This window comes from Streptosporangium sp. NPDC048047 (assembly GCF_040653115.1).
GTDB lineage: Bacteria > Actinomycetota > Actinomycetes > Streptosporangiales > Streptosporangiaceae > Streptosporangium.
In genome coordinates this window covers 1-13,803 of record NZ_JBEZNH010000069.1, presented here as the reverse complement: position 1 = coordinate 13,803, position 13,803 = coordinate 1, and the positions used below count along the sequence as shown (strand labels likewise).

13 protein-coding genes are annotated in these 13,803 nt (G+C 73.1%); 2 read left to right on the top strand and 11 right to left on the bottom strand.

The window, feature by feature from the left end; genetic code table 11:
• Positions 1 to 328: 328 nt before the first annotated feature.
• From AB0D67_RS34735 to AB0D67_RS34695, 9 genes are all read right to left on the bottom strand, one after another.
• Positions 329 to 1,171 carry a shikimate dehydrogenase gene (locus tag AB0D67_RS34735; RefSeq protein WP_362945401.1) on the bottom strand — a complete coding sequence of 281 codons (843 nt, stop codon included), beginning with the start codon at positions 1,169 to 1,171 and terminating at the stop codon, positions 329 to 331.
• Positions 1,168 to 2,313 carry an endolytic transglycosylase MltG gene (mltG, locus tag AB0D67_RS34730; RefSeq protein ID WP_362945399.1) on the bottom strand — a complete coding sequence of 382 codons (1,146 nt, stop codon included), beginning with the start codon at positions 2,311 to 2,313 and terminating at the stop codon, positions 1,168 to 1,170. Before mltG (AB0D67_RS34730) ends, AB0D67_RS34735 begins: the two co-directional genes overlap by 4 nt.
• A 163-nt stretch (positions 2,314 to 2,476) precedes the next feature.
• The gene (mltG, locus tag AB0D67_RS34725; protein WP_362945397.1) at positions 2,477 to 3,511 is read right to left on the bottom strand and encodes an endolytic transglycosylase MltG; all 1,035 of its coding nucleotides are present in this window, start codon (positions 3,509 to 3,511) and stop codon (positions 2,477 to 2,479) included.
• Positions 3,508 to 4,014: a Holliday junction resolvase RuvX gene (ruvX, locus tag AB0D67_RS34720; protein WP_362945395.1), complete on the bottom strand. Its 507-nt coding sequence runs from the start codon at positions 4,012 to 4,014 to the stop codon at positions 3,508 to 3,510. Before ruvX ends, mltG (AB0D67_RS34725) begins: the two co-directional genes overlap by 4 nt.
• Positions 4,015 to 4,065: 51 nt before the next feature.
• The gene (gene alaS / locus AB0D67_RS34715) at positions 4,066 to 6,738 is read right to left on the bottom strand and encodes an alanine--tRNA ligase (protein WP_362945393.1); all 2,673 of its coding nucleotides are present in this window, start codon (positions 6,736 to 6,738) and stop codon (positions 4,066 to 4,068) included.
• 1 nt (position 6,739) lies between these two features.
• Positions 6,740 to 6,994, bottom strand: a complete 255-nt coding sequence (locus tag AB0D67_RS34710) for a hypothetical protein (protein ID WP_362945391.1) — start codon at positions 6,992 to 6,994, stop codon at positions 6,740 to 6,742.
• Positions 6,991 to 7,386: a DUF948 domain-containing protein gene (locus AB0D67_RS34705; protein ID WP_362945389.1), complete on the bottom strand. Its 396-nt coding sequence runs from the start codon at positions 7,384 to 7,386 to the stop codon at positions 6,991 to 6,993. Before AB0D67_RS34705 ends, AB0D67_RS34710 begins: the two co-directional genes overlap by 4 nt.
• A gap of 41 nt (positions 7,387 to 7,427) precedes the next feature.
• Positions 7,428 to 8,786: an isoprenylcysteine carboxylmethyltransferase family protein gene (locus AB0D67_RS34700; protein ID WP_362945387.1), complete on the bottom strand. Its 1,359-nt coding sequence runs from the start codon at positions 8,784 to 8,786 to the stop codon at positions 7,428 to 7,430.
• A gap of 76 nt (positions 8,787 to 8,862) precedes the next feature.
• Entirely contained in the window at positions 8,863 to 9,861 is a 999-nt protein-coding gene (locus AB0D67_RS34695; protein ID WP_362945385.1) for a hypothetical protein, read from the bottom strand.
• 45 nt (positions 9,862 to 9,906) lie between these two features.
• Here AB0D67_RS34695 and AB0D67_RS34690 point away from each other — a divergent pair, with 45 nt between their 5' ends.
• Entirely contained in the window at positions 9,907 to 10,569 is a 663-nt protein-coding gene (locus tag AB0D67_RS34690; RefSeq protein WP_362945383.1) for a TetR family transcriptional regulator, read from the top strand.
• Positions 10,570 to 10,701: 132 nt separating this feature from the next.
• Here AB0D67_RS34690 and AB0D67_RS34685 read toward each other — a convergent pair whose 3' ends face one another.
• Positions 10,702 to 12,012, bottom strand: coding sequence for a replication-associated recombination protein A (locus AB0D67_RS34685; RefSeq protein ID WP_362945381.1), 1,311 nt, complete (start codon positions 12,010 to 12,012; stop codon positions 10,702 to 10,704).
• Positions 12,013 to 12,135: 123 nt separating this feature from the next.
• Positions 12,136 to 12,657: a hypothetical protein gene (locus tag AB0D67_RS34680; RefSeq protein WP_362945379.1), complete on the bottom strand. Its 522-nt coding sequence runs from the start codon at positions 12,655 to 12,657 to the stop codon at positions 12,136 to 12,138.
• Positions 12,658 to 12,880: 223 nt separating this feature from the next.
• Between AB0D67_RS34680 and AB0D67_RS34675 the strand changes: the two genes are divergently transcribed.
• On the top strand, positions 12,881 to 13,803 hold a 923-nt coding region (locus tag AB0D67_RS34675; RefSeq protein ID WP_362945376.1), incomplete at its 3' end, for a peptidylprolyl isomerase.

The following is a 13,803-nucleotide window of genomic DNA, read 5'->3' as shown; positions in this document are numbered from 1 at the left end:
CTGCCACATACTCGATCGTGCCGGGAAGTCACCCCCGAGGCCCCGAGGGCCCGGAATGCGAAATGCCCCGCACGTCGCGCATGCGGGGCCACATGAGCTCATCGGCTTCGCCGCCGCGGGCTCTTTCCGGAGTCAACCGGTGTGATCCTTGACCTGCCGGCCTTTCGGCCGACCAGGTGGGAGGTGAACCTCCGCTTGCGCGTCCGGCAGGCATGCCGGACCGATCGAGTAGTCACTCTATCACAACACGGAAGGCCCCTCGAACCTTCCCGGGAGCGGCGGGACCGGCCGGTCCACGGCGGGTCCGGTCAGCCCGTGGCGGGTCCGGTCAGCCCGCGGCGGCCCGCCGGGCGATCTCCGCCTCGCCCGCCGCGCGCATCGCCTCCACCGGCACGTCGGTCCGGCCGGTCATCAGCTCGACCTGCCGGACCGCCTGGTGCAGCAGCATGGGGAAGCCGCCGACCACCGTGCCGCCGCGGGCGGCCACGGCCGCGGCCAGGCGGGTGGGCCAGGGGGCGTAGACGACGTCGAAGAGCGCGGGCACCCCGGCCACCAGGTCCGCCAGGCCGTCGGCGGCGCCCGCGGGCAGCGTCGAGACCACCAGGTCCGTCTCCAGGGCCGTGCCGACCTTGTCGAAGGTCAGCACCTGCAGCGCCGTCTCCAGCCGCTCGGCGGCCCCGGCGGTCGTCCGGGCCCGCTCCGGGTCGCGCACCACCAGAGTCGCCTCGGCCAGGCCCAGCTCGCGCAGCGCGGCCAGCGCCGAGGCCGCCGTGGCCCCGCCGCCGAGGATCGTCGCCGACCGGGGCGGCGCCACCCCCGCCTCGGCGAGCGCCCGGACGATGCCGTGGACGTCGGTGTTGTGGCCGTGACGGGCGCCGCCGTCGAAGACCACGGTGTTGGCCCCGCCCACCCGCACGGCGAGATCGGAGACCGTGTCCAGCAGCGGCAGCACCGCGCGCTTGAGCGGCATCGTCAGCGACAGACCGGCCCACTCGGGGCCGAGCCCGGCGACGAGGCCGGGCAGGGCGGCCTCGTCGCACTCGATCGCCTCGTAGCGCCACCCGTCCAGGCCCATGGCCGCGTGGGCGGCGCGGTGCAGGACCGGCGACAGCGAGTGGGCGATGGGCGAGCCGAGAACGGCGGCCCTGGCGGCCCGGGGAGTCCCGGTCATCCGCCGGCCTTGTTCCGCTCGTACTCCGCCTTGATCTTGAAGAAGTCGGCCTCGTTGGTGGCGAACTTCGTGATGCGGCGCTTGGGGTCGACGGTGACGAAGAACTTCCAGTCGCCCTTGGCCGGGTTGAGGGCCGCCTGGATGGCGTCGTCGCCCGGATTGGAGATCGGTCCGGGAGGCAGGCCGAGACGCTTGTAGGTGTTGTAGGGCGAAGGGCTCTCCAGGTCGGCGTGGCTGGCCTCGATGCCGTACTTGCCGAGCGCGTACATGACCGTGCTGTCCATCCCGAGCTTCATCGGCGGCTCGGAGTGGAGCCGGTTGTAGATGACGCGGGACATCTTCGCCATGTCGTCGATCGTGCCGGCCTCGGCCTGGACGATGCTGGCGATCGTCACGATCTGGTGCGGGGTGTAGCCCAGGGCCTTGGCCTCCCTGGCCAGGTTCTCCTTCTCGGCGGTCTCCTTGAAGCGGTCGACCATCGCGGTCAGGATGTCGGAGGCCGTCATCTTGGGGGTGATCTCGTAGGTCGCCGGGAAGACGTAGCCCTCCGGATTGCCCCTGGCGTAGGAGGGCAGGCCCAGCGCCTTGCCGTTCTTGGCGGCCTGCTGGAACTCCTTCAGCGGCTTGCCGGTCTGCTTGGCGAGCTCCTGCAGCATGGCCGTCAGGCGCAGGCCCTCCTTGATGGTCACCCGCTCGTGCAGCCGCTTGGCCGGGTCGAGCAGCTTCACGGCCTCGGCGGCGGCCATCTGCTTGCGCATCCGGTACTCGCCGGGCTGCAGGGAGGAGCTCTTGCCGGCGTCGGTGATGGCGTCGGTGAACGCCTCGGAGCTCTTGACGACGTCCTTCTCCTGGAGGGTCAGGGCGATCTGGGAGGCGGTCTGCCCCTCCTTGATCTCCACGACGACCTCGCCGCTGCCCTGACCCTTGTAGTCCTCGACGGTCATCGCGTCGCGCACCCACAGGTAGCCGTAGTAGCCGCCGGCGCCGAGGCCGCCGACCAGGATGATGACCGCGAGCATCGGGGCGAGGAACCTGCCGCGGTTGCGGCGCCGCCGTCTGCGGCGCCCGCGGCCGGTCCGGCGGGGACGGCGCGAGGGATCGTCGTCCTCGCCGACCAGGAAGTCCATATCGAGATCGTTCATAGGTCCGCTGGCCAATCTCCCGGGTGGGACGGCCTGGCGTCAAGCGGGCATGCCAAACCGAGGGGGGACACGGGGTCGAGCGGCCCGGTGTCCCGGGATCCGCGCCTCGGCCGCGCAGTGGGCATCGCCGCTTGCGGCGGAACCGGGGATGTTCCGCCGGACATCAATGCGCCCCGAGGTATCTGTTCAGCTCTTCCCGGTATCTCACAAACTCACTCTCTTTGTCAGTGAATTTCGTGATTCTACGCTTTGGATCGATCGTGACAAACCAGAACCAATCACCCTGATCTGGACGGAGAGCCGCGATGATCGCCTTCTCCCCCGGATTCGCGATCGGTCCCGGAGGCAGCCCGGGATGAGCGTAGGTGTTGTAGGGCGACTTCACCTTCGTGTCCTTCTCCGTCACCCTGAGCGTCCGGCGGTTCTGCGCGTAGAGCACCGTACTGTCGATCTGCAGCGGCGTCCCCGCCTTGATCCGGTTGTAGATCACTCTAGCGATCTTCGGATAGTCGGAGTCGCGCCCGCCCTCCGCCTGGACGAGGCTGGCCACCGTGACCGCCTCCAGTGGCGTCAGGCCGCGCTCGGCCGCGCGGTTCTCCAGCTCCAGCTTGGCCGCGGCTCTTTTGTACCGTTCCACCATGAGGCCGAGCACGTCGGCGGGGGTCATGTCCGGCTCGACCTCGTAGGTCGCCGGGAACATGAAGCCCTCGGGTCCCTTGGCGTAGGACGGCAGCTCCAGCTCCTCACGGTCCTGGGAGGCCCGGACGAAGGCGTCCCTGGGCATACCGGTCTTGGCCGCCAGCCTGTCGAACAGCTCGGTCAGGCGCAACCCCTCGGGGACCGTGACCCGGCGCACCACCCGCGACCCCGGGGCGAGCAGCAGGTCGAGGGCGGAGTCGGCGGCCATGCCCTTCCGCAGGCGGTAGTGGCCGGGCCGCAGACTGCCGGTCTTGGCTCGTTCCTCGGCCGCCTTGACGAACGCCCCGGCGCTCGCGACGACCCCCGCGTCGGCGAGCGTCTCGGCGATCTCCCCGGCGCTCGCGCCCGAGGGGATCCGCACGACGACCGAGCCCGAGCCCTGCCCGGCGAAGTCGTCGGGCATCAGCCGCGGCCCGACCACCACGTAGCTCCCGGCGGCCGCCGCGAGGAGGACCGCGGCGGCCCCGCCCGCCAGCAGCCACGCGGGCCGGGGGATCACCGCGGTGTCCCGTCACCCGATCCCGTGCCGGGCGGCCCGCCCGGCGGCCCCGAGGCACCCAGAGCACTGCCCGGCGGCCTCCCGGTGGCGCGCTCGGCGTCCAGGGCGGCCTGCAGCAGCACGATGGCCGCCGCCTGGTCCACCACGCCGCGCTGGTTCTTCGCCTTGACCCCGCTGGCCCGGAGGCCCTGCTGGGCGGTGACCGTGGTCAGCCGCTCGTCGAACAGCCGCACCGGGACGGGCGCCAGCCGGTGGGCGATCCGGGCCGCGAAGTCGCGGGCGAGCCCCGCCGCCTGCCCCTCCCTGCCCGACAACGAGGTCGGCAGGCCGACCACGATCTCGACGACGTCGTACTCGGTCGCGATCTCCGCGAGCCGTTCCAGGTCTCCTCTGCCGCGCCGTACGGTCTCCACCGGCGTGGCCAGCAGCCCCGAGGGGTCGCTGCGGGCCACGCCGATGCGGACCGAGCCGACGTCGACGCCCAGGCGAATGCCGTTTCTCATGTGGTCATCGTCCCCGCCTCCGGGCCTGGTCAGACACCCGGTCGCCCGGTGTCAGGAGGCGGCCTGCGCGATCGCCTGCTGCACGGCGCCGAGCGCGTCACCGATCGCCTCGGGACGGGTCCCGCCGCCCTGCGCGACGTCGTCCTTGCCTCCGCCGCCGCCGCCGAGCGCCTTGGCCGCGACACCGACGAGCCGGCCGGCCTTCAGGCCCCGGGCGCGTCCGGCGTCGTTGACGGCCGCGACGACGACGGGCCGGTCACCGGGCACGCCGGCGACGACGACCACGGCGGCGCGGTCGGCGGGGAACCGGCCCCGCACGTCGAGCGCCAGCTTGCGCAGGTCGTCCGGGGAGGTGCCGTCGGGCGCCCGGTGCGTCACGACCGAGACGCCGTCCAGGTCGCGGGCGGTGGCGGCGAGCTCGCCGACCACGGCCAGCACCTGGGCCGAGCGGAGCCGCTCCAGCTCCTTCTCCGCGGTGCGCAGCCGGGTGACGATACCCTCGATCCGCTCGGGAAGCTCCTCGCGGCGGGCCTTGAGCTGCTCGGACAGCTGGGCCACCAGCACGCTCTCGCGGGCCAGGAACCGGAAGGCGTCCAGGCCGACCAGGGCCTCGACGCGGCGCACGCCGGCGCCGATCGAGGACTCGCCCAGCACCTTGACCAGGCCGAGCTGGCCGGAGCTGGCGACGTGGGTGCCGCCGCACAGCTCCCTGGAGTAGTCGCCCACCTCGACGATGCGGACGGTCTCGCCGTACTTCTCGCCGAACAGGGCCAGCGCGCCCATCGCCCGGGCCTCGGACTGGGAGGTGTGGAAGGCGTTGACCGTGAGGTCGTTGATCAGGACGGCGTTGACCTCGTCCTCGACGTCGCGCAGCACGCTGGGCGGCACGGCGCCGGCGGCGGTGAAGTCGAAGCGGAAGCGGCCGGGCGAGTTCTCCGAGCCCGCCTGCGCCGCCGTCTCCCCCAGCGCGTTGCGGAAGCCGCGGTGCACCAGGTGGGTGGCGGTGTGGCTGCGGGAGATGGCGCGGCGCCGCTCGACGTCGATCTCGGCCTGGGCCTGGTCGCCCACCCGGATCTCCCCGGCGCGGACCTTGCCGCGGTGCACGATGACGCCCGCGACCGGGGACTGCACGTCCACGATCTCGACCTCGGCGCCGCCGGTGCGGATGACGCCCTGGTCGGCGAGCTGTCCGCCGCCCTCGGCGTAGAAGGGGGTACGGCTCAGCACGACCTCGGCCGTGGTGCCCGCGCCGGCCGCGGGGACCGGCACGCCGTCCACCAGCAGCCCGATGACCTGCGCCTCCGCCGTCACCTGGTCGTAGCCCAGGAAGTCGACCTTGCCGGTCTTCTCCAGGATCCGGCCGAACACCGAGATGTCGGCGTTGCCGGTCTTCTTGGCGGCGGCGTCGGCCTTGGCGCGGTCGCGCTGCTCCTTCATCAGCCGGCGGAAGCCCTCCTCGTCGACCTTGAGGCCCTGCTCGGAGGCCATCTCCAGGGTCAGGTCGATCGGGAAGCCGTAGGTGTCGTGGAGCTGGAAGGCCTGGTCCCCGCCGAGGGTGCCCCGGCCCTTGCGCTTGTTCTCCTCCACCGCCGCGTCGAAGATCGCGGTGCCGGTGCGGAGGGTGCCCAGGAAGGACGCCTCCTCGGCGTCGATCACCGCGTGGATCTGCGGGGCGTCGGCCTTGAGCTCGGGGTACAGCTCGCCCATCACGGCGATGGTCACCGCGGTGAGGTCGTGCATGTAGCGCTCCTCGCCCGCGCCCAGCAGGCGAAGGTTGCGGACGGCGCGGCGCAGGATGCGCCGCAGCACGTAGCCGCGGCCCTCGTTGGAGGGCAGCACGCCGTCGGCCACCAGCATCACGCTGGTGCGCACGTGGTCGGCGACGACCCGCAGCGAGACGTCGGCGCGCTCGTCGCGGCCGTAGCGCGTCCTGGTCAGCTCGGCGGCCCGGTCGAGGATCTTGTAGGTGGTGTCGATCTCGTAGATGTTGTCGACGCCCTGCAGGATCGCCGCCATGCGCTCCAGGCCCATGCCGGTGTCGACGCTGCGGGCGGGCAGCTCGCCGACGACGTCGAAGTCGGTCTTGCTGCGGACCGCGCCGAGCTGGAACTGCATGAAGACGTTGTTCCAGACCTCGAGATAGCGGTTCTCGTCGGCGACGGGGCCGCCGTCCTTGCCGTACTCGGGGCCGCGGTCGTAGTAGATCTCGGTGCAGGGGCCGCCCGGACCGGGCACGCCCATGTGCCAGTAGTTGTCCTCCAGGCCGCGGCGCTGGATGCGCTCGGCCGGGACGCCGACCTTCTCGTGCCAGAGGCGGTAGGCCTCGTCGTCGTCGTGGTAGACGGTGACCCAGAGGCGGTCGGCGGGGAAGCCGAAGCCGCCCTCGGACTCGGGCTTGGTCAGCAGCTCCCAGGCGAGCGGGATCGCCTGGTCCTTGAAGTAGTCACCGAAGGAGAAGTTGCCGAGCATCTGGAAGAACGTGGCGTGCCTGGTGGTCTTGCCGACCTCGTCGATGTCGGGGGTGCGCACGCACTTCTGGACGCTGGTGGCCCGCTTGAACGGGGGCTTCTGCTGCCCGAGGAAGTAGGGCTTGAAGGGCACCATGCCCGCGGGCACCAGCAGCAGCGTCGGGTCCTCGGCGATCAGGCTGGCCGAGGGCACGACGGTGTGCCCACGCTCCTCGAAGAAGCGCAGGAAGCGGCGCGCGATCTCTGCCGACTCCATTTCAGCGGCCGTCCTTTACGTCGTAGTGGTTGGTGTCGTCAACACTGTCCAGCCCGAACCGGGAACGCAACTCGGTTTCCCGCCGGGCGGCGCCGTCCAGGGCGTCGCCCGCGAACTCCCGCGCCTGCTCCAGCATCCCGGCGGCGCCGTGGAGGGCGCGCCGGGCCACGTGGTTCGGATGCAGTGCCTGCAGCTTACGCATCGTCCACACCGCGCAGAACGCGCCGAGGGACATGTAGAACAACCGGCGGATCATGACCTGCGCCCCTCCAGCACCCGGGGGGCGGACCGGCCGCGGGCACGGCGGGCGCCCAGGGCCCGCCGGACGCCGTGACCCAGCGCCGCCACCTTGATCAGCGGCCCGGTGATGAGGGTCTGCGTGACGTCGCTGACCTTGGCGACGTGGCCGCTGACCTGCTTGACGTCCTCGGCGATGGCCTCGACGGCGACGAGCCGGCGGTTGGCCTCGCCGACGGTGGCCGTCATGTCCTCCAGCAGCGGCACGACGCGGTCGCCGAGCTCGGAGACCATCTTGGACGTCTGGGTCAGCAGGCGTGCCAGCCTGACCAGGACCACGGCAAGAAAGCAGACCAGGATCGCCCAGAACATGGCGACCATCAGGCCCGCGACCTCTCCGGCGGTGAGCATGCGCCGATCTCCCTACTTCACCCGGCTGGAACGGCAAGACCCTATCGCGTCTGACCGACCCTTCCCGGCACACGTCCCGCGAACCGCGCCTCCGTCCGCGGGCCGCCGCCGAAGGCGTCCGCGCACAGCTGCGCGAACCAGGTCACCCCGGGCAGGAGAAGCGCCCAGCCCAGCAGCGCCCAGCCGAGGTGCACGTGGACGAGGGCGCGGGCGACGGCGGCGACCCCCTGGGCCGTGCCCCCGCCGGGACCGGTGTAGGTGATCCGGCGCAGGCCGGCCGGGTGGTCCTCGGCCGCCAGGATCCGCAGCCCGGCGGGCCGGCGGCGGGCGAACCAGGCGCCGACCCCCGCGCACTGGCCGCAGACGCGGGAGACGTGGAGTGTGGCGCCGGGCACACCCTCCGGTACGGCGGGCCGCAGGCGCGGCACCCAGGGACGCACCGCTCGCCGGTACTCCTCCCAGGCCGCGCCGTACCGTTCGCCGAGCCGTTCGCCCTCGTGCCAGGCCGCCAGCCCGGCGCCGTAGGCCAGGGCGACCGCCGCGGCGGCCAGGAAGACCCTGTCGAGCGTCGCGAGGAGCAGGTAGGCCGCCGTCATCGAGACCTGCATCGGGTTGCGCACGTAGGCGTAGGGGCCGGTCCGCACCAGCCGCTCCGGCGGGTCGTACGGCAGCGGCGTGCCCCGGCCCTCCTCGGCGAACTCCCGCACCGCGGCCAGGCCGAGCAGCAGCGGCACGGCGAGCGCCTGGACGAGCAGGCCCAGCGCCCACGACGGCTGCCGCCACGCCTGCGTGGCGGCGATCGGCAGGGCCAGGCCGAGGCCGCCCGCGAGCAGCGCCTGCATCGCGACCCGGGCGCGCAGGCGGCGCCCGGCGGACGTCCACCGCGAGAGGAGCAGGCCGGGGACCAGGGCGGCGGCGACCGCCAGCGCCTCGCCCGTGAGCCAGCCGTCGCCGAGCACGACGACGGGCCGGCCGAGCGGCATGACCGCCAGGTCGAACCACGCCAGGGCCGCCACGACGAGCGGCGGGGGCGCCCGCCGGGCGGCCAGGGCGGGCAGCGCCCCCCACAACAGCGCCCAGCCGAGCAGCAGGTCCGCGGGGACGCCGTGCCAGACCGCCCCCTCGGCGGTGAAGCGCCACCAGCCCGCGCCGATGGCCAGGACGTTCACGGCGGCGAGGACCGTCAGGTTCCAGGCCGTGGCGAGGATCGCCGCCGCGATGTCCCGCTCCGGGTGACGGCGGGCCGCGGCGGCGGCGAGCACGGCGGCCACGGGGACCAGGAGCGCCAGGCCGCGGACCAGCGCCGGGTCCGCGGTCATGCCGGCGAGGGCCGCGCTCAGACCGGCGGGGTCCGGGACAGGGCCGGCGGCCGCCGCCGGGGCTCCCACGGCGACGGTCATCGCCGGACTCCCGCGCCGCCGGCCGCCGCCGGGATCATCGCGGCGCCGCTCGCCGCCGGGGCTCCCGGGGCGCCGGTCATCCGAACGTCCGGGCGAGGTAGGCGGCGGCCTCGCCGAGCGCGTACCGCTGGAGCGGGCCGAAGTACCAGCCGGGGTCGAAGGTGCGGCGGTAGCGCAGGGTCACGGTGACCCGCCCGCCGCCCCAGGCGAACTCCGCCTCCCTCAGGTCGAGCCAGCGGGCCAGGGTGGTGTCGCCGAGCACCGAGAACGTCACCCGGCCCGGCGCCCGCTCCTTCACCCCGAGGGTCATCGACCGGGGCTCGGGGGCGGCGCCGATGCCCAGGGAGCGGCGCGGGGTGAAGACGACCTCCCGCCGGTCCCCGATCCGCAGCCCCTCCCCCGCCGCCCGCACCGGCCGGGGGAAGCCCAGCCGGAGCAGCGGCGAGTCGAAGGCGCCGAACCGCGGCGCGGCGGCCAGCGCCCGCTCGACGTCCCTTCCGGAGGTCTGGACGGACACGGTCACCTCGCCGTCGCGGGGCGGGGCGGCCAGCTCGGCTCCCCCGGCGGCCAGCGTCAGCAGCACCAGCGGGACGGCGATCGCGTTGGGCCCCTGTCTCCGGACCCCATCGGCGATGAGCCCAAAGACCAGGCCGATGAAGTAGAACAGCGGGGCCGCGAAGACGAGGCAGACGATCCCCTCGCCGAGCAGCGGACCGGCCAGGGCGAGCCCGACGGTGATGGCCGCCATGATCAGCCCGGTGACGGTGCGCGGCCGGGCGGTGAGTATGACGGTGACGGCGATGACGGCCGGCAGCCCCAGGTAGAAGAGGGCCGTCTGCTCCAGGTGGCCGGCGTGCAGCACCCGGTAGAGCAGCAGCGCGGCGAACAGGGCGATCACCAGCGCCGCGAGGATCCGGCGCACCCGGTTCCGGTGCGCGGGGTCCGGCTCCTGGGAGGGCCCGGGAGCCGGTTCCGGTGCCGGAGGCGGCCCGGAGGCCGGCTCGCGTCCCGGCTCGGGTTCCGGCTCGGGTTCCGGCTCGGGGAACGGTTCGGGGGATCGGGGTGAGTCGTTCACGGGGCCTCTTCATCGATTGGTTTAATCACTTGATTAAACCGTACGATGAGGAGATCGCCGGAGCAAGGGAGGCTCGGAGTGAGCAGGCAGGCAGGGGCGGAGACCCGCGAGCGGCTGGTCGAGGCGGCCTCGCGGGTGCTGCGGACCGAGGGGTACGCCGGGACCAGCGCCCGCGCCATCGCCAAGGAGGCGGAGGTCAACTCGGCCCTGGTCTTCTACCACTTCGGCGGCGTGGACCAGCTGCTGCTGGCCGCCCTGGACCGCTCCTCCGAGCAGCGCATGGCCGCCTACCGGGAGGCCGTGGCGGGGGCCCGCACGCTGGAGGAGCTGGTGGAGGTCGCCAACGCCATCTACCGCGCCGATCTGGAGGGCGGGCACATCACGCTCTTCTCCGAGCTCGTCGGGGCGGGCCTCGCCAGGCCCGAGCTCCGCGCGGAGATCACCAAGCGTGCCGAGCCGTGGATCGGCTTCGTCGAGGAGACCCTGGAGCGGGTCATCGGCGGCTCACCGCTCGCCCGCCTCATGCCGCCCCGCGACCTCGCCTACGCGGCGATCACCTTCTATCTCGGCGTCAACGTCTTCACCCATCTCGACGCCGACCGCTCCCGTACCGAGGCGCTGTTCGACCTGGTCGGCAGGGTCGCTCCGCGCGCCAGGCTGCTGACGGTGCGGCTGCCGCGCCGCCGTACGCCGCCCGCCCCCGGCTGACCGACCGCCTGCCCGGCCCGCCCGCCGTACGGGCCGTACCGGGACGGGCAGGGCGCATGGCGGGCCGCAGCGGGACCGGCGGACCATGGCGGAGCGGGCCGTAGCAGGGCGGGCCGTACGGCGAGCGGTGCGCTACCGGCCGCGCAGGAAGGACCGGATCCGCGCCCAGCGGTCGGCGAAGCCGGCCTCGGCGCCGTGCCGGGTGGGCCGGTAGTAGCGGCGGTCGCGGATCTCGGCGGGGGCGTAGTCCTGGCGGACCAGGCCGTGCTCGAAGTCGTGAGGGTACTTGTAGCCCTCGCCGTGGCCGAGTTTCCCCGCGCCCGCGTAGTGGGAGTCGCGCAGGTGGGCGGGGACCTGGCCGATGTCGCCGCGCCGCACGTCCGCGGCGGCGGCGTCGACGGCGGTGATCACGGCGTTGGACTTGGGGGCCAGCGCGCAGTGGATCACCGCCTGGGCGAGGTTGAGTCGCCCCTCGGGGAGGCCGACGAACTCCACCGCCTGGGCCGCGGCCACCGCGACCTGCAGGCAGGTGGGATCGGCCATGCCGACGTCCTCGGAGGCGAAGATGACGATCCTGCGGGCGATGAACCGGGGGTCCTCGCCCGCCTCGACCATACGGGCGAGGTAGTGCAGGGCGGCGTCGGCGTCGGAGCCCCGCATGCTCTTGATGAAGCCGCTGATCACGTCGTAGTGCTGGTCGCCCTGGCGGTCGTAGCGCACGGCGGCCTTGTCCACCGCGCGCTCCACCGTCTCGACGGCGATCTCGCCGTCGGCGATCAGCGCGGCGGCCTCCAGGTAGGTGAGGGAGCGGCGGGCGTCGCCGCCGGCCAGCCGTACGAGGTGGCCGGCCGCCTCCGGCGCCAGCGTCACCTTCCCGTCCAGGCCGCGCGGGTCGGCGACGGCGCGCTCCAGCACCTTCTCGACGTCGTCGTCGGACAGGGGTTCGAGCGTCAGCAGCAGCGAGCGCGACAGCAGCGGCGAGATGACGGAGAAGAACGGGTTCTCGGTGGTCGCCCCGATGAAGGTGACCCAGCGGTTCTCCACCGCGGGCAGCAGGGCGTCCTGCTGGGCCTTGTTGAAGCGGTGCACCTCGTCCACGAACAGGACCGTCTGCCGGCCCGACATGCCCAGTTCCCGGCGGGCCGACTCGATGGCCGCACGGACCTCCTTGACGCCCGCCGACACCGCGGAGACCTCGACGAACCGGCGCTCGGTGGCGCCGGCGACGACGTAGGCGAGGGTGGTCTTGCCCGTGCCGGGCGGGCCCCACAGGAACAGCGACATCGGGGCCTCGGACTCGACGAGCCGGCGCAGCGGCGTGCCGGGGCCCAGCAGGTGGCGCTGGCCGATCACCTCGTCCAGGCCGCGCGGGCGCATCCGCACCGCCAGGGGCTCGTGGCCCCGATGGGCTTCCTCCGCCACCGAGTCGAACAGGCTGTCCACGCCTCGACAGTACCGTCAGGGCGCGCGGGCGGCGGCCGGGGAGCCCCGGGACCGGGGACATCGGAAGCGCCGTCGCCGAGAAGCCCCGTCCGCCGAAGCCGCGGGCCCGGGGCGGAGCCCCGCTCAGTCCCCCCAGACGGCGACGGCGCCGCTGTGGCCGGCCCGCACCGCGTAGTAGCCCGCCACGACGGCCACGACCGCGGTGAGCACCGCGACGGACGTCGTCACCGCGCGGCCGCCGACACGGTGGCCGCCGTCGCCGTCGCCGTCGCCGTCGCGATGGCCGCCGTCACCGGCGTTCCCGCCGCGGCGCACGAGGTAGAGGAGGACGAGCGAGAGCGCGCCCAGTGCGAAGGCGGCGATCAGCAGGGGGTCGGCGAACTCCTCGTGCTCGGCGATGCGCCGGGCCAGCGGTCCTGTCGCCGAGGCGAAGCGCCGGTGCTCCAGCGACTCGCCGCTCTCCTTGGCGACGAAGGCGGCGGCCGGGGCGATCACCGCCAGCCCCGCCACCGCCCAGCCGAGCGCGGTGCGCGTACGGGGCGCCAGCCCGTAGACGACCGCCAGGACCGCCAGGACCGGGACCGCGATCACGGCGGCGTGGACGAGCAGGGGGTGGGCCGGCAGGCCGAGGATCTCGTCGAACATGTGGTGCTCCGGTCGTGGGGGTCGCCGCTCTGTCCGAGGCCGGACGCCGGCGTCGGAGATCGGAATCTATCGTGGGGAAGCTGCGCAACACAGCAGGACAAAGCACCTCATTTCCCACTTATCACCATCGTTAACCCTCGTCACTTACGTCCAGCACACCCGGGGGCCGGTACGCTTTCGGCCAGTCAGAGGTAATGAGACGGCAAACCTGGAGGACATAGCGGTGAGCGGCGAGGACCGCCAGAGCCAGCTGGCGCGGGAGCACAAGGAGCGGCAGGCTCAACGTGCCGAGCAGACGACGGCCAAGGCGAAGCGGAACACCTTCATCGGCGCCGGTGTCGCCGTGGCCGTCGTCGCCGCGGGCGTGGTCGGCGTCGCGGCCTTCGCGGGGGGAGACGATCCCGAGCCCGCGGCCGCCTCCTCCCCGGCCCCCTCGACCGCGGCGCCCCAGGCGACGCCGACCATCCCGGCCGCCCCCGGCAAGGTGACCTGTACCTATCGCAAGGACACCAGCGGCGTGCCCGCCAAGAAGGTGGGCATGCCGCCGAGCAAGCCCGACCTCAAGCTCAAGACCATGACGATCGCCACCAACCAGGGTGACATCGTGATCGACCTGATGACGCAGCAGGCCCCCTGCGCCGTGAACTCCCTGGCGTTCCTGGCGGAGAAGAACTTCTACGACGGCACCAGGTGCCACCGCCTGGCCACCCCGGAGAACTCCGGCGTGGCCCTGCTGCAGTGCGGTGACCCGCAGGCCAAGGCCGACGGCAAGAACCCCACCGACGGCCAGGGCAGCTCGGGTTACGTCTTCGACGACGAGAACCTCGGCATGCCGTACGCCAAGGGCGTGGTCTCGCTGGCCCAGCCGGCGGACGCCTCCAACCAGAACGGCAGCCAGTTCTGGTTCTCGCTGGGCGACGAGAACACCCAGCTGGAGAAGGCGTACACGCCGTTCGGCACGGTCTCCAAGGGCATGGAGGTCCTGGAGAAGATCTCCCAGGGCGGCTGGATCACCAACCCCGACGACATCACCGGCGACGGCGGCTCCACCGCGCCCAAGCTCCCGGTGATCATCAAGAACGTGAAGGTCTTAGCCGCCGAAGGGGAGCCACTTGACGCCGTACTCGGTCTCACCCTTGTGGCGCG

What these genes read in the sequence shown, in the direction of transcription:
- AB0D67_RS34735 (WP_362945401.1), bottom strand. Translation starts at nt 1,171, where the DNA reads ATGACCGGGACTCCCCGGGCCGCCAGGGCCGCCGTTCTCGGCTCGCCC.
- AB0D67_RS34690 (WP_362945383.1), top strand. Translation starts at nt 9,907, where the DNA reads ATGAGGAGATCGCCGGAGCAAGGGAGGCTCGGAGTGAGCAGGCAGGCA.
- alaS (WP_362945393.1), bottom strand. Translation starts at nt 6,738, where the DNA reads ATGGAGTCGGCAGAGATCGCGCGCCGCTTCCTGCGCTTCTTCGAGGAG.
- AB0D67_RS34700 (WP_362945387.1), bottom strand. Translation starts at nt 8,786, where the DNA reads ATGACCGTCGCCGTGGGAGCCCCGGCGGCGGCCGCCGGCCCTGTCCCG.
- AB0D67_RS34705 (WP_362945389.1), bottom strand. Translation starts at nt 7,386, where the DNA reads ATGCTCACCGCCGGAGAGGTCGCGGGCCTGATGGTCGCCATGTTCTGG.
- mltG (WP_362945399.1), bottom strand. Translation starts at nt 2,313, where the DNA reads ATGAACGATCTCGATATGGACTTCCTGGTCGGCGAGGACGACGATCCC.
- ruvX (WP_362945395.1), bottom strand. Translation starts at nt 4,014, where the DNA reads ATGAGAAACGGCATTCGCCTGGGCGTCGACGTCGGCTCGGTCCGCATC.
- AB0D67_RS34710 (WP_362945391.1), bottom strand. Translation starts at nt 6,994, where the DNA reads ATGATCCGCCGGTTGTTCTACATGTCCCTCGGCGCGTTCTGCGCGGTG.
- AB0D67_RS34680 (WP_362945379.1), bottom strand. Translation starts at nt 12,657, where the DNA reads ATGTTCGACGAGATCCTCGGCCTGCCGGCCCACCCCCTGCTCGTCCAC.